The organism is Stenotrophomonas sp. 2YAF22, assembly GCF_052114665.1.
Lineage (GTDB): Bacteria > Pseudomonadota > Gammaproteobacteria > Xanthomonadales > Xanthomonadaceae > Stenotrophomonas > Stenotrophomonas indicatrix.
The window spans coordinates 1-17,009 of record NZ_JBFRFE010000017.1 but is presented as its reverse complement, the minus strand read 5'-3'; the positions used below and the strand labels follow the sequence as shown (position 1 = coordinate 17,009).

Below are 17,009 nucleotides of genomic sequence, written 5' to 3'. Positions count from 1 at the left end.
GCGCGGGTCCGGGTACGTCAGGGCGGGGAAACTGTGTGCCGCTGACCCCGACGTTTATGCCCGAATCGCCGGAAAACATGCCGTAGATTTCATTGAAGAGATCTGATGATGTAATTTATCCAATAAAATCAATGAGTTGAATAGTGTTTTGTCATGTGTTGCGTTAACTTTGTGGGCAGCGTAGGATCGCCGCCATCCGGTCTTCGGACCGGACATGCGCCACAACACTGTCCACCGGCCTTGCGCCGGTTTGAAGAGTCTGCGATCCCTGTGATCCGGGCTCTTTTTTTTGTCCGCCCGGTACGGAGAGGCCCGTCGGCGCGCGGCATGGAGCCACCGCGCAGTCGGGTCATGGCAGAAACCGTGACGGCCCGGCTTGCCGCTGTCACGTCGCAGGCCGCAAGATGCGGACCGGTCCGGGGAGTCCGATTGCATGAGCGTTGTAGTGCGAGGAAGGTCTGCGCGGGGATGGGGGCTGGCGGCCATGCTGCTGCTGGCCATCGCCGCGTGCCGTGAATCCGGCAGTGATCCGGCCGCCGCGCCGGCCGAACCTGTCGCCGCAGTACAGGCGATGGCGCAACGGCTGGCCGAGGACGATCTGGTCGGCTATGCGAAGCTGTCGGTGCCCCCCAGCCAGTATCAGCGCCTGCAGCAGGCATGGGCCGACGGCCACAGCCAGTGGCCGCTGACCGGACTGCCGCTCGGCGACCAGTTGCTGCCGATGCTGGCGGCGCTGCGTGAGCCCGGTGCCAGCGTGCAGCTGCAGCGCAGTTTCGACCGCCAGCTGGCTGGCCAGGCCCGCGCCGTACGTCAGGCCGCGCAGTCGATGGGCAACTTCGGTGTGCAGTACCTGCGGCACCAGAAGGGTTATACGCCCGGCCAGCAGGCGCACTACATCCAATTGGTACAGACCCTGGCGGCCTGGGCACAGGACGCGCCCATCAGCGACCGTGCCAGGGCCCGCAGCAGCATCGCCGCCCTCGTCGGCGCCGCGGCCAAGGTCGGTTTCCATGACGACGCCGGCCTGCAGGCCGCGGGCATGGAAGGCAGCCTGCAGCAGCTGGCGCCGTTCATCCAGACGGTGAAGGCCGTGCTGGCCAGCTACGGGCTGGGCGTGGACGAGGCGCTGCGCAGCGTGCGTGGTGAGCTGTTGTCGGTGGAAGGCGACAATGCCCTGGTGCGCCTTCAGTACGAGCTCGCCGGCCGCGCGATGACCGTGCAGGTGCCGCTGAGCCGGCGTGAGGGCCACTGGTACCTGACCCGCACCCTGGCCGATACCGACGCCCTGCTGCGTCAGGCTGATGCGGCGCGCGCCGCCGCTGCTCCGGACCCTGTCACCCCCCCGGCAACCGATGGGGAAGCGGCAACGCCATCGGCTAAGCCATAATGACGTCGATGTCGAAACAGAACCCGCTGCCGTTCCCCGGCGAAGAATCCCAGCCGACGCCCGCCGATACGGCGCCGGCGTCCCCCTCGACCGACGCCGGCACGCCGCCGGCGGCGACGCCTGTGCACGCGCGTCCTGCCGGCCGCCGCCCGCTGTGGGCGCGCCTGCTCGGGCGCCTGGTGGAGCCATGGCTGTCGCTGAAGATCGAGCCGGAAGACCCGGGCCAGTACAACGATGGCCGCCCGGTCATGTACGTGCTGGAAGATTACGGCCTGTCCAACGCGCTGATCCTGGACAAGGCCTGTCGCCAGGCCGGTCTGCCGTCGCCGCTGGTACCGCTGGCCGGTGACCCCACCGGCCGCAAGCGCGCCTATCTGGCCCTGTCGCGCCGCAGCTCCAGCAACTCGCTGATTCCCGAGCAGCGCGGCGCCAAGACCCATTCCGATTCGCTGGCCAAGGTCCTGCAGGCCCATCGCGTGCGCGACGACCTGGATGTGCACCTGGTGCCGGTGTCGATCTTCGTCGGCCGCGCCCCGGACAAGCAGAGCGGCTGGTTCGCCGTGCTGTTCTCGGAAAACTGGGCGCTGGTCGGCCGCTTCCGCCGCCTGCTGGCAGTGCTGCTCAATGGCCGCAGCACGATCGTGCGTTTCGCCCCGCCCATCTCGCTGCGTTCGACCATCGACGAGGGCCTGGAGCCCGAGCGTACGGTGCGCAAGCTGCAGCGCGTGCTGCGTACCCATTTCCGCCGCATCCGCGAGTCGGTGATCGGTCCTGACCTGTCGACCCGGCGCCTGCTGGTGGACCAGGTGCTGGCCGCCGAGACGGTGCGCGAGGCGATCGCCTCGCAGGCCAAGCGCGACAACAGCAAAACCAGCGATGCCTGGAAGAAGGCGCATGCCTACGCCTGGGAAATCGCCGCGGACTATTCCAGCCCGGTGGTGCGTTCGGCGAGCTTCATGCTCAGCCACGTGTGGAACCGCATCTACGCCGGCGTGCTGGTGCACCACCTGGACAAGTTCAAGGCCGCAGCGCCGGGCCACGAAGTGGTCTACGTGCCCAGCCACCGCAGCCACATGGACTACCTGCTGCTGTCCTACCTGCTGTACGACCGCGGCATCGTGCCGCCGCACATCGTGGCCGGCATCAACCTGAACCTGCCGGTGGTGGGCACCCTGCTGCGCAAGGGCGGTGCGTTCTTCATCCGTCGTTCGATCCGCGGCAACGCGCTGTATTCGGCGGTGCTCAGCGAGTACGTGGCGCAGCTGGTCGCCGGCGGCTATTCCATCGAGTACTTCGTCGAGGGCGGGCGCTCGCGTACCGGCCGGTTGCTGCAGCCCAAGGGCGGCATGATCTCGATGACCCTGCGCGCGTTCCTGCGCCAGCCGCGCAAGCCGGTGCTGTTCCAGCCCATCTACATCGGCTACGAGAAGCTGATGGAGGGCGGCAGCTACCTGGATGAACTGTCCGGGCGGCCCAAGGAGAAGGAATCGATCTGGCAGCTGCTGTGGGGCATCCCCAAGGTGCTCAAGCAGAACTACGGCCAGGTGGTGGTGAACTTCGGCGAACCCATCGCGCTGAACGATGTGCTGGCCGAGAAGGCTCCGGAGTGGGGTGGCGAGGCGGTGTCCGAGGACGAGAAGCCCTCGTGGCTGTCGACCACCGTCGACACCCTGGCCGAGCGCATCCAGGTGCGCATCAACGGCGCGGCCGACGTCAATCCGATCAACCTGCTGGCGCTGGCGCTGCTGTCCACGCCCAAGCATGCGATGGGCGAGGCCGACCTGATCGCGCAGATCGAGCTGTGCAAGACCCTGCTGGTGGAGATGCCGTATTCGGGCCGGGTGACGGTGACCCCGCACTCTCCGGAGCGGATCATCGCCCACGCCGAAGAGATCAACGTCCTCACCCGCATCAAGCACCCGCTGGGCGACGTGCTCAGCGTCAGCGGCGATACCGCGGTGCTGCTGAGCTACTTCCGCAACAACGTGGTGCACCTGTTCACCGCATCGTCGTGGGTGGCCTGCTGCTTCCAGAACAACCGCCGCATGAGCCGCACCGGCCTGGTGCAGCTGGGCCGCACGGTGTACCCGTTCCTGCAGGCCGAGCTGTTCCTGCCGTGGACCGAGGACGAGTTCGCCCAGCGCATCGACCAGACCATCGACGTGTTCGTGCGTGAGGGCCTGCTGCAGAACGTCAACGAAGACGACGGCGGCATCCTTGCGCGCAACACCGGGCAGACCGACGAAGTGTTCCGCCTGCGCGCGATCGGCCACTCGCTGCAGCAGGCGTTCGAGCGCTATTACATCGCCATTTCGGTACTGGTGAAGAACGGCCCGGGCACGCTCGGCGCCGCCGAGCTGGAGAGCCTGTGCCAGCAGGCCGCACAGCGCCTGAGCCTGCTCTATGCACCGGCCGCGCCGGAGTTCTTCGACAAGTCGCTGTTCCGCGGCTTCATCCAGAAGCTGCGCGAGCTGCGCCTGGTGTGGCCGGACGAGAACAGCAAGCTGCTGTTCGACGAGCGCCTGGATGCCTGGGCCAAGGATGCCAAGTTCATCCTCGGCCGCGAACTGCGCCACACCATCGAACGGGTCAGCCCGGAAGCGGCGCGCCCGGACGAACCGGCACCGCAGGATTGAACCTGCGGCGCCTGTCGGGCCTGGCCACGTTGATCGCGGCCGGAGGCCTTGCGGTTACTTCGGTGCAGGCTGCAGAAGCCTGCGTTGACGACAGCCTGCCCGGGCGACTGGCCGATGCGCCGGTGCGCCTGTGTCTGCAGGCAGAGACCGGGCAACAGGCGCACTACCGCCTGTGGCTGGCCGGCGAGGCGCGTATCAGCGGTGATGAATCCGCCGCTCGCCAGGGTCTTGCCGGTGACTGGTACGGGCACCCGCTGGGGCTGCGCTGTTCCGGTGCCGACAACGTGCGGCGCTGCGACCTGACCGTGGACGGTGAGACGGCCTGGAGTGCGGAGCTGGCGCTGCCGCGTTGATGCAGGGCCCCATCCACGCATGGCGTGGATCCATAGGTGGCCGCTGTGCCATCGGCGTTCGGGGCGGCGTGGGCCAGTAGATCCACGCCATGCGTGGATGGGCCACCGGTTACGCCGGTTCGTCCGGAATCTGCAGGCTTTCCAGCTTGGTGATGCAGTCCTTCAGCTGCAGCTTGCGCCGCTTCAGGCGCTTGAACTCCAGCTCATCTTCGCCGTTGGCGGCCATGCGCGCGATCTGTTCATCCAGCGACCGGTGCTCGGCGCGCAGGGCGACGAGGTGTTCGACGATTTCGGCGGGGTTGTAGGTGTCCACGGTCTCCGAGCATACACAGCGACGATGACTGCCGGGAGAGGGGAATCCCGACCCCGGGTCCGGGCTGCCGCAAGCCGGTAGAATGGCGCCATGTCCGCCGTGATCTCCCTGCCCGATCCCCCGCAGCGCGTTTCGCGCGATCCGCGCGTGGCCGGGCACGGGGCGGACAAGCTGGGCAAGCGCCTGCGCCGCCAGGTCGGCCAGGCCATCGCCGACTTCGGAATGATCGAAGCAGGCGACAAGGTCATGGTCTGCCTGTCCGGCGGCAAGGACAGCTACACCCTGCTGGACATGCTGCTGCAGCTGCAGAAAAAGGCGCCGGTGCCGTTCGAACTGGTGGCGGTGAACCTGGACCAGAAACAGCCCGGTTTCCCCGAGCATGTCCTGCCGGAGTACCTTGCCGGGCTGGGCGTGCCGTACCAGATCATCGAGCAGGACACGTATTCAGTGGTCAGCCGGGTCATTCCGGAGGGGCGCACGATGTGTTCGCTGTGCTCACGCCTGCGCCGTGGCGCGCTGTACAACCATGCCAAGACGCATGGCTTCAGCAAGATCGCACTGGGCCACCATTGTGATGATGTGGTGGCCACGTTTTTCCTGAACCTGTTCCACCATGCCAAGCTGGCCGCCATGCCACCGAAGCTGCTCAGCGACGATGGACAGCACGTGGTGATCCGCCCGCTGGCGTACGTGCGCGAGCACGACATCGCGCAGTACGCGCAGGCACGCCGTTTCCCGATCATTCCCTGCACCCTGTGCGGCAGCCAGGAAAACCTGCAGCGTCGGCAGGTCGGCCTGATGCTCAAGCAGTGGGACCAGGACCATCCCGGGCGCATCGAACAGATCGCACGGGCGATGGCCGACGTGCGACCTGCGCAGCTGGCCGATGCCGCCTTGTTCGATTTCATGGCCCTGGGCCGCCGTGGCGATGCGGCACATGCCGATGCCTGGCTGGCCGACGCAGTTCCCGAGACGCCTGCCGTTTAAGGTCGGGCGCCCTTCTTCTTCAGACACCGGAATTCCATGTTCTTTCGCAACCTGACGTTCTTCCGCTTCCCGACCTCCACTGATTTTTCCGAAGTCGACACCCTGCTGCCGCACGCCCTGCTCAAGCCGGTCGGCGCGCTGGAAATGAACTCGCGTGGTTTCATCTCACCGTTCGGCCGCGAAGAGAAGGAAGCTCTCTCGCACCGCATTGCTGAACACCTGTGGCTGACCGTCGGTGGCGAGGACAAGATCCTGCCCGGCGCGGTGGTTAACGACCTGCTCGAGCGCAAGCTGGAAGAGATCGAGGAGAAGGAAGGCCGCCGCCCCGGTGGTCGCGAGCGCAAGCGCATGAAGGACGACCTGCTGCATGAGCTGCTGCCGCGCGCGTTCGTGAAGTCCTCGCGCAACGATGCCTTCATCGACCAGCTGCATGGCTACGTGGTGGTGGACACCTCCAGCCGCAAGACCGGCGAATACTTCATGTCCGACATCCGCGGCCTGCTCGGCAGCTTCCCGGCGATGCCGCTGAACGCCGAAGTCGCGCCGCGTTCGATCCTGACCGGCTGGATCGCCGGCGAGCCCCTGCCCACCGGCTTCAGCCTGGGCGAGGAGTGCGAGATGAAGGACCCGGTGGAAGGCGGCGCGGTGGTCAAGTGCCAGCACCAGGAACTGCGCTGCGACGAGATCGACAAGCACCTGGATGCCGGCAAGCAGGTGACCAAGCTGGCCCTGGTGTTCGAGGACAACCTGTCCTTCGTGCTGGGCGACGACCTGATCGTGCGCAAGCTGAAGTTCCTGGACGGCGCGCTTGACCAGCTGGAACATGCCGACGAAGACGGCCGCCGTGCCGAGTTCGATGCCCGCTTCGCCCTGCAGAGTGCGGAGATCCGTCGCCTGTTCCTGCTGCTTGAAGAAGCCTTCAAGCTCAGCAAGGCTGACTGAACAGGCAGGCCGTCGGCCGCCGGTCATCCGGCGGCCCCGCACGGCGCTATGCTGGGACCATGAGCCGTCTGCTGCGCCGCCTGATCTCGCCGGTCCCACCCGCCACCGTGCAGCGCGATACCGTTCGCCTGCGCCTGGAGGATGTCGAGATCGAGATACTGCGCGTGCGTGATCCGCGCGCGCGCCGGATCAAGCTCAGCGTCGATGAGCGCGGCGCACGACTGACGTTGCCGCCGCGTGCCAGCCTGGTGATGGGCGAGCGCTTCCTGGAACTGCATCGCGAATGGCTGGGGCTGCAGCTGCGCCACTACCAGGGGCAYGGCCTGCCCGCCGCGTTGCAGCCCGGCGTCGAAGGGGTGCTGCCCCTGCGCGGCGAGTTGTTGCCACTGCGCTGGCAGGAAGGCCGCTACGCACGGCTGGAAATCGACGAACACGGTGCCTGCGTGCAATGGCCGAGCCGGGGCGGCGATGCGACCCTGCGCCGCCTGCTGCGCGAATTCTATGAAGCACAGACCCGCGCCGATGTCGGCCGCTGGTTGCCGAAGTACCTGCCCGGCCTGCCGCGCGCGCCCAGCCGCCTGCGGTTGAAGGTGATGTCCTCGCAATGGGGCTCGCTGGCCCCTGACGGCAGCATGGCGCTGGACCTGGCACTGGTACTGGGCCGTCCCGCCGCCTTCGAGTACGTGCTGGTGCACGAACTCTGCCACCTGATCCAGGCCAACCACTCGCCCGCGTTCTGGCACGAAGTGGAACAACGCTTCCCCGACTGGCGCGAGCAGCGCGACTACTTCCAGCTGGAAGGGCGACGCCTCAAGGCCATGCTCCGGCAGCTGCTGTAGCGCTCGCGCTACAGCAGCTGCCCGCGCATTCCTCCTCTACCCCCGCCTTCGGCGCGCCCCTTCAACAGAAAGGGCTCCACTCCAGAGAGGGTATCGAGCAGCCGAGCATGGGCTGCGGCTGCTTAAGCGCACACAACGCGCGACCCGCTTTGCTCGTGCTCTTCTTCTTCTCTTCCGTGGTGGCACGGAAACTGTCTGAGGTCGGGCGGGTGGGGCATGCAGGGGCGTTGGCGCCATGGATGGCGCCATCGAGCTTACATGGATGTACTTGCAGCGTCCCCTGCATGGCCCACCCGTCCGGCCAAGCACAGCTTTTGATTTGAACGGCCACCACGAGGGGCTCAGCCGTTGGCCGCAAACCTCATCGACCCGCACGCAGGGCCGCAGCCTCCGCCCACCGCGCCGCCACGCGCGGTGCAGTGATGCATACCGCCTGATCGGTCACCGTGGTCACCGCCCGCTCCAGCAGCTGGATGTCCGCTTCATGCTGGCGCGCCACATGCGGATCCTCGAAGAAGATCGCACGCTGGCAACGACCTTCCAGCACGCGGTCGGCAATCTGCGCATCGCCCCCCATCGGACCGCTCTGGTAGCGCGTCACCCATGCCGTATCCGCGGGCCAGCCGCGGCTCCAGGCCAGCTCGTTCAAGCGCTGTCCGGTGGTACCGGTGGCTACACGTTCGCCGAAACGCGCCAGCACGTCGAAGTGTTCATCGGCGAACGCCAGCATCGCCGGCTTCATCGCATCGTGTGCGATCAACGCCAGCGTCTGCCCTTCGAACGCATGCAGGTCGTCGGCGCCGGCATCGGCGGCCAGGCCAGCATGGACGCGCTCCACCTCGATCCAGTCGCGGGCGGTGGCCACGGTGGAAATGAAAGGCTTGCCGTGGATCACGCACTGGCGCTTGAGCGCGGTCGCCTCGGGGAACACCGAGGAAGGATCCACCGGATCCATCAGATAGACCGCACCGTCCAGCGTACGCTCGGCGCCCATGCCCACCACTTCGGCCACCAGCTTCATCAACCCGCCTTCGCGACCGTACGGATAGCGCTGCAGGCCGTCGTAACCGGCAAGGAAACCGTTGCGCTGGATCGCATCGTGGGTACGTCCGACCGCACACAGCGTCACGCCCAGTTCGCGCAGCCCGGGTTCGCTGGCGCGCAGCCAGCGGAACAGTGCCGCGCGCGCGTCGTTGTGATGGAGACGGTTGGCGGCCAGGCCGATGCGCATCGAAAGCTCCGGGATCGGTAGAAGCGGCAGTGTATGTCGCTATTGACGGTTTCGGAGGGTTTTACAAATTTCCTCATTGTTGCTGGGAAGCGCGTCGCTAGCGTGACGGGAGGTCGTACCGCGATGCGGCCATGCCCCTGCATGCGACATGAGGATGTCCACCGTGAATGTCGCTGGCCCGTTGGCCCGCATCGTCGCCCTGTCGCTGTTGTCAGCACAGGCCTGGGCCGGACAGTGCGAAGGCCCCATCCTGCTTGCCTACCCCGCTGACCGTGCACCGTTGTCATCCAGTCTGGACGACACGCCACAGGGCCTGGTGGCCGTCTACCTGGCGCTGCTGCAGGAGCAGTACCCCACGCTGCGCGCCACACCGGTCGCGGCGCCGGCGCTGGCCGCCGGCGCGCTGCCTGCCGGGACCCAGGCCGTGCTTGGCTGGCCGCGTGCGCAGAAGCCGAAAGGCTGGATGGCCAGCGTGCCCTACCTGCAGGTGCCGCAGGTGATCGTGCGACGCCCCGACGCGCTGCCGATCATCGGCCTCGACGGACTGCACGGCCGCGGCGTGGCCAGCCCCGACATCGTGCCACTTGCCCGGATGCTGGAGGAGTCGGGTGCGGCCGTGCCGCTGCTGCAGGTGGCGACATTGGACACGGCACTGCGGCTGCTGAGCAGCGGCCAGGTCGATGCGGTGGTGGGCAACCTGGTGGACGTGGAAGCCACGCTGCGCAATCAGCCGGGCGACGCGCTGGACGTGGCAGCGCCGGCCGGCTTCAGCGATGCACTGGTATTGGCCGCACTGCCGGCGTGCGCGCATCTGGTGGCCCGCTTCAACCAGCTGCAGGCAGGCATGACACAGGAGCAGCGCGAGGCATTGCGGGCACGCTGGATCGTGACGTCCCCTCGTCGCGGCCACGCGCCGGTGTCGCCCCTGCGCGGGTCGATCGCTGTGCTGCTGGTGCTGCTGACGATGGGCCTGGTGTATGCGTTCGGCTACTGGCGGCTGCACCGCGAAGGCCTGCGCAGGCAGGCCCTGGAACAGCGCCTGCAGGACGTCACCGCCAACCTGCCGGCGGTGGTGTACCGGGCGCGGCGCAGCAGCACCGGCGAGTACAGCGTTCCCCATATTGCCGGCGACGTGCACGCGCTGTTCGGGATCAGCGTGGATACCGCGCGGGTCGACCATGGCAGTCTGCTGGCCGCAGTCCATCCGCAGGACCGCCGCTCGGTGCTGGCCTGCGTCGACGCCGCCGCACTGGTGCGCGGGCCCATCGACATCACTTTCCGCACGCGCGGCCCCAACGGCTGGCGCTGGGTACGTTCGCACGGGCGACCGATTGCCTGCAGCGACAGCGGCGTGGAATGGAGCGGATACTGGATGGATGTCACCGAGGCGCGCGCACGTACGCAGGCGTTGAACGATGCCCGGCGTGACGCGGAGCAGGATGCCGCCGCGAAGACCCATTTCCTGGCCACCATGAGCCACGAGATCCGCACGCCGATGAGCACGCTGCTGGGGATGCTGGAGTGCCTGGGCAGCGGCGCACTGGATGCGCGCCAGCGCCAGGTACTGGCGACCATCGATGATGCCGCGCAGATGCTGCGACAGATCCTCGATGACGTGCTGCACAGCCAACGCCTGCAGTCGGGGCCACGGTCACCGCAGTGCCTGCCCACCGATCTGGCCGGACTGCTGCGGGCGGTGCAGCGCCTGCTGGCTCCGGTGGCGGCAAGCAAAGGTCTGCATCTGCGCTGCGAGGTGGATCCCGCGCTTCAGCGTGGGTCGTTGGCGGATGCGCTGCACCTGCGCCAGATCCTGTTCAACCTGGCGGGCAACGCGCTGAAATTCACCCTGCAGGGTGGGGTGGACCTGCAGGTGCGGGTGCTGCACCAGCGCGAGCATGGCCAGGAGCTGCGGCTGCAGGTGACCGACACCGGCGTGGGCATCAGCCGCGAGCGCCAGCGGGCGGTGTTCGCAGCGTTTACCCAGGCCGATGCCTCCACCACCCGGCGCTTCGGCGGCAGCGGCCTGGGCCTGGCGATCTGCCGGGAGCTTGCGGCGTCGATGGGCGGGCAACTGCACCTGTGCAGCACGCCGGGCGCGGGCACCACGGTGTGGCTGGACCTGTACCTGCCGGCCTGCGACGCGCCATCGGCGGAGCATCGTGGCGAGGCCGCTGACCTGCCAACGCTGCCGCCGGTGCGGGTACTGGTTGCCGAAGACCATCCCACCAACCTGCAGCTGCTGGTCCGGCGCCTGCGGGAACTGGGCCTGCAGGTGCATGCCACCGCCAATGGCGAGCAAGCCTGGCAGGCGTGGCAGACACAACGGTTCGCGTTGGTCATCACCGACTGCCACATGCCGGGCATGGACGGCTTTGCCCTGGCCCGCGCCATCCGCGCCGATCCACGGGACGATGCAGCACGGGTACCGATCATCGCGTTGACCGCCAGCGTCCTCGACAGTACCCGCCAGGCCTGTCACGACGCCGGCATCGATCGCTTCATCGCCAAGCCGGCCGACCGCCCAGCACTGCATGCCACCCTTGCCGCAGTACTGATGCCGCCGGTCGGTCTGTCAGTGCGCCAGTAGCCGCGCGATGCTGGCAGCGGCGTCGCGACCTTCGGCCACCGCGGTCACCACCAGGTCGGCACCGCGCACCGCGTCACCCCCGGCGAACAGGCGCGGATGGGCGGTCTGGAAGGGCAGCTTGCCCTTGCCGCCGGCGAGGATGCGGCCGTTGGCCTGGCCCTCCACGCCATGCTCGGCCAGCCACGACGGCACGCTGGGCGAGAAACCGAACGCGATGATCACCACGTCCGCTTCCAGCAGCGACTCGCTGCCCTCGATCTGCACCGCGTTCTGGCGGCCGTTGGCATCGGGTTCGCCCAGGCGCGTCTCGATGACGGTGACGCCGATCACTTCGTCATCGGCGCCGGCTTCGATCGACAGCGGCTGGCGGTTGAACAGGAAGCGCACGCCTTCCTCGCGTGCATTGGCGACTTCGCGCGCGCTGCCCGGCATGTTGGCTTCGTCGCGGCGGTAGGCACAGGTGACCTTGGCCGCGCCCAGTCGCACCGCGCTGCGCACGCAGTCCATGCCGGTGTCGCCACCGCCGAGGACCACCACGCGCTTGCCATTGAGGTCGGGCAGGGCGATCTGGTCTTCCCAGCCGGCGATCGGGCGGCCCTGCGGGTCATCACCGCCGACGATGCGGCTGTTCTGCACCAGGAACGGCAATGCCGGCAGCACGCCCTTCAGGTCCTGGCCGTCGAGGCCACCATCGGTGTAGCGGTAGGCGCCGGTACCGACGAACACCGCATCATGGGTGTCCAGCAGCTGCTGCAGGCTGATGTCGCGGCCGATCTCCACGCCGAGGCGGAACTGCACGCCCATGCCTTCAAGCACGTCGCGACGACGACGGATCACGTCCTTGTCCAGCTTGAAACTCGGGATGCCGAACTGCAGCAGGCCGCCGACCTGTTCGTAACGGTCGTAGACCACTGCGGTGATGCCGGCATGCGCCAAGCGGTCGGCACAGGCCAGGCCTGCGGGGCCGGCACCGATCACGGCCACCGTGTGGCCGGTGGGCTGCACCGCCGTCATGTCCGGCCGCCAGCCGGTGGCCAGTGCAGTGTCTACGATGTACTTCTCCACCGCGCCGATGGTCACTGCACCAAACTCTTCCAGCGTGCAGCTGCCCTCGCACAGGCGATCCTGCGGGCACACCCGGCCGCACACTTCCGGCAGCGGGTTGGTGCTGTGGCACAGCGTGGCCGCTTCATGGATGCGGTTCTCCTGCACCAGCTGCAGCCATTGCGGAATGGCGTTGTGCACGGGGCACTTCCAGCTGCAGTACGGGTTGCCGCAGTCCAGGCAGCGGCCTGCCTGGTACTGCGCCTCTTCCTTGCCGAACTTTCCGTACAGCTCACCCCAGTCGCCGGAGGTGCGCAGTTCGACCGGGATGCGCTGCGGCATGGTCCGGGGCAGGTCGAGGAACTGGAAGGCGTGCTTGCGGCTCATGGCGGACTCTGTGGATTTCCGGATGCCGGCCAGCGGCCGGCACTACAGCGGTGGGGAGGCCGGTGCGCCCAGTGCATGCGGCGCATCCGTCACGTGCGGTGTGTCACGCCGCGCGGCGAAGGGTTTCGGTCAGCGACTCGATGCTGGCGGCCTTGGGTTTGACCAGCCAGAACTTGCCGATGTAATCGCGGAACTCGTCCATGATCTGCTGCGCCCAGATGCTGCCGGTCAGTTCGCGATGACGGCCGATCAGGCGGTGCAGGTGCTGGCGGTAGTTCTCGAACCCTTCGGCGGAGACGCGATGGATGTCGATCAGCTCGTGGTTGTAGCGGTCGACGAAATCGCGGTCCACGTCCAGCACGTAGGCCAGGCCACCGGTGAAGCCGGCACCGAAGTTGAGGCCGACTTTGCCCAGCACCAGCACCACGCCGTCGGTCATGTACTCGCAGCAGTGATCGCCTGCGCCTTCCACTACAGCCAGTGCGCCGGAGTTGCGCACGGCGAATCGTTCACCGGCACGGCCAGCGGCGAACAGCTCGCCACCGGTTGCGCCGTACAGACAGGTGTTGCCGATGATGGCGGTGCTGCGTGCCTCGAAGCGTGCGCCACGCGGCGGACGCACCACCAGGCGGCCGCCGGCCATGCCCTTGCCGACGTAGTCGTTGGCTTCACCCTCCACTTCCAGGTGCAGGCCGCCGACGTTGAAGGCGCCGAAGCTCTGTCCGGCGCTGCCACGGAAGCGCAGTTCCAGCGGCGATTCGGCCATGCCCTGGTTGCCGTGCGTGCGTGCGACGGCGCCGGCCAGGCGGGTGCCGATGCTGCGGTCGGTGTTGTGGATCAGGAAGCGATGCTCGCCACCGCGCTTGTGTTCGATGGCCTCGGCCAGCAGGCCGTCCATCTGCGTGGCCAGGCTGTCCGGAGATTCATACAGGCGCTGTGCGGCGCAGTGGCTGCCCGGGTAACTGGCGTCGGCCAGCAGCCGCGACAGGTCCACGCGCACGTCTTCGCGCGGCGAGACCTCAAGCTGGCGCAGCAGGTCGGTGCGGCCGACGATTTCCTGCAGCGAACGTGCGCCCAGCACCGACAGCCAGCCGCGTACTTCCTCGGCCAGCAGGCGGAAGAAGTTCTCCACGCGCTCGGGTTGGCCGGTGAAGTGGTTCTCGCGCAGGCGTTCGTCCTGGGTGGCCACGCCGGTGGCGCAGTTGTTGAGGTGGCAGATGCGCAGGTACTTGCAGCCCAGCACGATCATCGGCGCGGTGCCGAAGCCGAAGCTGTCCGCGCCCAGCAGCGCAGCCTTGACCACGTCCAGGCCGGTCTTCAGGCCGCCATCGGTCTGCAGCAGGGTGCGCCCGCGCAGGTCGTTGGCCACCAGCGCTTGGTGCGCCTCGGCGATGCCCAGTTCCCACGGCACGCCGGCGTAGCGGATCGAGCTGACCGGCGAAGCACCGGTACCGCCGTCGTGGCCGGAAATGGTGATCAGGTCAGCACCGGCCTTGACCACGCCCGCCGCGATCGTGCCGACGCCGGCATGGCTGACCAGCTTCACCGACACCAGCGCGGTCGGGTTGACCTGCTTGAGGTCGTAGATCAGCTGCGCCAGGTCTTCGATGGAGTAGATGTCGTGGTGCGGCGGCGGCGAGATCAGGCCGATGCCCGGCCTGGCATAGCGCAGGCGTGCGATCAGTTCATTGACCTTGTGCCCGGGCAGCTGGCCGCCCTCGCCGGGCTTTGCGCCCTGGGCGACCTTGATCTGCAGCACTTCGGCGTTGACCAGGTATTCGGCGGTGACGCCGAAGCGGCCCGAGGCCACCTGCTTGATCTTGCTCCGCTTGTCGGTGCCATAGCGCGCCGGGTCTTCGCCACCTTCGCCGGAATTGCTGCGGCCGCCGAGGCGGTTCATCGCAATGGCCAGCGCTTCATGCGCCTCGGGCGAGAGCGCACCGAGGCTGATCGCGGCGGTATCGAAACGCGGGAACAGATCGCTGGCCGGTGCCACTTCGTCCAGCGGTGTCGGCGTTGCCGCCGGCACCAGCTGCAGCAGATCGCGCAGCGCCGACGGCGGGCGCGCATRCACGGCATCGCAGTACTGCTGCCACGCACGCGGGTCACCGCTGCGCGCTGCGCGCTGCAGGGTGGTCACCACGTCCGGGTTGTACATGTGGTACTCGCCGCCGTGCACGTACTTCAGCAGGCCGCCGACATCCACGCCCTGCTGGGCGTCCCAGGCCTGCGCGCATAGTTCACGCGCGTCGGTATCCAGCCGCGCGAAGCCGGCGCCACCGATGCGCGAAGCGGTATCGGGGAAGCACAGCTCCACGACCTCAGGCTCCAGGCCGATGATCTCGAACAGCTGCGCACCGCGGTAGCTGGCCACGGTACAGATGCCCATCTTCGAGATGATCTTGGACAGGCCCTTGTAGATGCCCTTGCGGTAGCGGCGGCCGATCTGCGACTGCTCGCCGCCCTTGCTGAGCTTGAGGATGCCGCGACGACCCAGGTCGAACAGGGTCTGGTAGGCCAGGTACGGGTACACCGCCGTGGCACCGAAGCCGAGCAGGCAGGCCATGTGATGCGCGTCGCGCGCGGTGCCGGTCTCGACGATCAGGTTGACGTCGCAGCGCAGGCCCAGCCGTGACAGGTGGTGGTGGATGGCGCTGGTGGCCAGCAGCGCATGCACCATCGGCCGCCCGGCCACCGGGTAGCGGTCGGACAGCAGCAGCATCACCATGCCGTCGCGCGCAGCCTGTTCGGCTTCGACGCAGATGCGTTCGATGCCGGCACGCAGGCCTTCCTCTTCGCTGTAGGACAGGTCGAGCAGGCGGTTGGCCTGCACGTACTGGTCCATCTTCAGCAGCTGGCGCAGCTTGCGCTGGCTCAGCACCGGCGAGTTGAGGATGACGTGGTTCACCGTCTCCGGGCCGGCATGGAAGATGTTGGTCTCCTTGCCGAGCTGGGTGGACAGCGACATCGCGCAGTCTTCGCGCAGCGGGTCGATCGGCGGGTTGGTGACCTGCGCGAAGGCCTGGCGGAAGTAGTCGTACAGCGGACGGCTGCGCTGGCTGAGCACGGCCATCGGCGTGTCATCGCCCATCGAGCCGGTGGCTTCCTGCTCGGTCTCGGCCAGCGGCCGCAGCACCTGTTCCACTTCCTCGCTGCTGAGCTGGTACAGCTTGTGGTAACTGCGCAGCGTGCCTTCGTCGAATGGCTCTTCCACCAGCGACGGATCGATCAGTTCGGTCTGCAGGTAGGTGACGCCCTGCTGCAGCCACTGCTTGTACGGTGCACGGCCGCGGTTGATGCGGTCGATGGCCTCCGAATCGAGCAGGTCACCGCGCTTGAGGTCGATGGCGATCATCTCGCCCGGGCCGAGCTTGCCCTTGCGCACCACGCGCTCGGTCGGTACTTCCCAGACGCCTGCTTCAGAGGCGACCAGGAAGTGGCGATCAGCGGTCAGCATCCAGCGCGCCGGGCGCAGGCCGTTGCGGTCGAGGGTGCACACCGCGTAGCGGCTGTCGCAGGCGACGATGCCGGCCGGGCCGTCCCAGGGTTCGCTGTTGAGGCCGTGGAACTCGTAGAACGCGGCCAAGTCCGGGTCCTTGAATTCCAGCGACTGCGTTGCCGGCGGTACCAGGATGCGCAGCGCCTGGATCAGCTCCATGCCGGCGGACACCATCAGTTCCAGCATGTTGTCCAGGCTCTGCGAATCGGAGCCGTGCATGGAGATGACCGGATCGAACTCGCCGATGTCGAAACGGGGCGTCTTCCACACCTTGCTGCGCGCCTGCGCCCAGCGCCGGTTGCCTTCGATGGTGTTGATCTCGCCGTTGTGGGCGAGCATCCGGAACGGGTGCGCCAGCGGCCAGCGCGGCAGCGTATTGGTGGAGAAGCGCTGGTGGAACACGATGGCGCTGGAGGCCAGTTCGCGCCGTTGCAGGTCCGGGAAGAAGCGGCTGAGCTTGTCCGGCAGCACCATGCCCTTGTAGCTGATGGCGTTGGGGCTGAGCGTGGTGACGTAGTAGTCGGCATGCGCGCGCAGCAGCTGCTCGCTGCGGCGTCGGGCCAGGAACAGGGCCAGGCCGAAGCCGGCGTCATCCTGGCCGACGCCCGCATCGACAAACACCTGTTCGATGCGCGGCAGGGTGTCGCGTGCCAGTTGGCCGCAGACGCTGTCGTCGGTGGGTACTTCGCGCCAGCCGGCCACCCTGCAGCCTACCGCCTCGATCTGCTGCTGCAGCTGTACGCGGCAGGCCTGCGCGGCGTCGGCATCGTGCGGCAGGAACACCAGGCCCGCAGTGAAGCGCGC

General features: G+C 67.6%; 11 protein-coding genes. 7 read left to right on the top strand and 4 right to left on the bottom strand.

Annotation, left to right across the window (positions count from 1 at the left end; translation table 11 throughout):
* Positions 1 to 433 precede the first annotated feature (433 nt).
* From AB4Y84_RS01630 to AB4Y84_RS01620, 3 genes are read left to right on the top strand one after another with little or no spacing between them, the layout of a single operon-like run.
* Positions 434 to 1,387 (top strand): hypothetical protein, encoded by a 954-nt coding sequence (locus tag AB4Y84_RS01630; RefSeq protein ID WP_336023035.1) that lies wholly within the window; start codon positions 434 to 436, stop codon positions 1,385 to 1,387.
* Positions 1,387 to 4,023, top strand: coding sequence for a glycerol-3-phosphate 1-O-acyltransferase PlsB (gene plsB / locus AB4Y84_RS01625; protein ID WP_442243939.1), 2,637 nt, complete (start codon positions 1,387 to 1,389; stop codon positions 4,021 to 4,023). Before AB4Y84_RS01630 ends, plsB begins: the two co-directional genes overlap by 1 nt.
* Entirely contained in the window at positions 4,020 to 4,376 is a 357-nt protein-coding gene (locus AB4Y84_RS01620) for a hypothetical protein (RefSeq protein WP_442243940.1), read from the top strand. Before plsB ends, AB4Y84_RS01620 begins: the two co-directional genes overlap by 4 nt.
* A 109-nt stretch (positions 4,377 to 4,485) precedes the next feature.
* Here the strand turns inward: AB4Y84_RS01620 and AB4Y84_RS01615 are convergent, their stop codons facing one another.
* Positions 4,486 to 4,689 carry a YdcH family protein gene (locus AB4Y84_RS01615; RefSeq protein ID WP_032978412.1) on the bottom strand — a complete coding sequence of 68 codons (204 nt, stop codon included), beginning with the start codon at positions 4,687 to 4,689 and terminating at the stop codon, positions 4,486 to 4,488.
* 90 nt (positions 4,690 to 4,779) lie between these two features.
* On the opposite strand from AB4Y84_RS01615, the gene ttcA reads away from it, so the two are divergent.
* The 3 genes from ttcA to AB4Y84_RS01600 are packed head-to-tail and all read left to right on the top strand — an operon-like array spanning position 4,780 to position 7,457.
* Positions 4,780 to 5,676 carry a tRNA 2-thiocytidine(32) synthetase TtcA gene (gene ttcA / locus AB4Y84_RS01610; RefSeq protein ID WP_312787033.1) on the top strand — a complete coding sequence of 299 codons (897 nt, stop codon included), beginning with the start codon at positions 4,780 to 4,782 and terminating at the stop codon, positions 5,674 to 5,676.
* 36 nt (positions 5,677 to 5,712) lie between these two features.
* On the top strand, positions 5,713 to 6,618 hold the full coding sequence (locus AB4Y84_RS01605) for a recombination-associated protein RdgC (protein ID WP_089241793.1): 906 nt from the start codon (positions 5,713 to 5,715) through the stop codon (positions 6,616 to 6,618).
* A 59-nt stretch (positions 6,619 to 6,677) separates the two neighbouring features.
* Entirely contained in the window at positions 6,678 to 7,457 is a 780-nt protein-coding gene (locus AB4Y84_RS01600) for a M48 family metallopeptidase (RefSeq protein ID WP_025875417.1), read from the top strand.
* 361 nt (positions 7,458 to 7,818) lie between these two features.
* On the opposite strand, the gene AB4Y84_RS01595 is transcribed toward AB4Y84_RS01600, so the two are convergent.
* Positions 7,819 to 8,688, bottom strand: coding sequence for a methylglyoxal synthase (locus AB4Y84_RS01595; RefSeq protein WP_312787034.1), 870 nt, complete (start codon positions 8,686 to 8,688; stop codon positions 7,819 to 7,821).
* A gap of 154 nt (positions 8,689 to 8,842) precedes the next feature.
* Here AB4Y84_RS01595 and AB4Y84_RS01590 point away from each other — a divergent pair, with 154 nt between their 5' ends.
* Positions 8,843 to 11,275, top strand: a complete 2,433-nt coding sequence (locus AB4Y84_RS01590) for an ATP-binding protein (protein ID WP_442244038.1) — start codon at positions 8,843 to 8,845, stop codon at positions 11,273 to 11,275.
* Here AB4Y84_RS01590 and AB4Y84_RS01585 read toward each other — a convergent pair.
* Together AB4Y84_RS01585 and gltB are read right to left on the bottom strand one after the other, a co-directional pair.
* Positions 11,261 to 12,706, bottom strand: a complete 1,446-nt coding sequence (locus tag AB4Y84_RS01585; RefSeq protein WP_312786732.1) for an FAD-dependent oxidoreductase — start codon at positions 12,704 to 12,706, stop codon at positions 11,261 to 11,263. The two genes, AB4Y84_RS01590 and AB4Y84_RS01585, sit on opposite strands and share 15 nt — an antisense overlap.
* Before the next feature lie 103 nt (positions 12,707 to 12,809).
* A partial coding sequence (gene gltB / locus AB4Y84_RS01580) for a glutamate synthase large subunit (RefSeq protein WP_442249696.1) occupies positions 12,810 to 17,009 on the bottom strand: 4,200 nt, incomplete at its 5' end.

Coding starts and splice junctions, on each gene's coding strand:
- AB4Y84_RS01595 (WP_312787034.1), bottom strand. CDS start 8,688: ATGCGCATCGGCCTGGCCGCCAACCGTCTCCATCACAACGACGCGCGC.
- AB4Y84_RS01630 (WP_336023035.1), top strand. CDS start 434: ATGAGCGTTGTAGTGCGAGGAAGGTCTGCGCGGGGATGGGGGCTGGCG.
- AB4Y84_RS01585 (WP_312786732.1), bottom strand. CDS start 12,706: ATGAGCCGCAAGCACGCCTTCCAGTTCCTCGACCTGCCCCGGACCATG.
- AB4Y84_RS01590 (WP_442244038.1), top strand. CDS start 8,843: ATGTCCACCGTGAATGTCGCTGGCCCGTTGGCCCGCATCGTCGCCCTG.
- AB4Y84_RS01605 (WP_089241793.1), top strand. CDS start 5,713: ATGTTCTTTCGCAACCTGACGTTCTTCCGCTTCCCGACCTCCACTGAT.
- plsB (WP_442243939.1), top strand. CDS start 1,387: ATGACGTCGATGTCGAAACAGAACCCGCTGCCGTTCCCCGGCGAAGAA.
- ttcA (WP_312787033.1), top strand. CDS start 4,780: ATGTCCGCCGTGATCTCCCTGCCCGATCCCCCGCAGCGCGTTTCGCGC.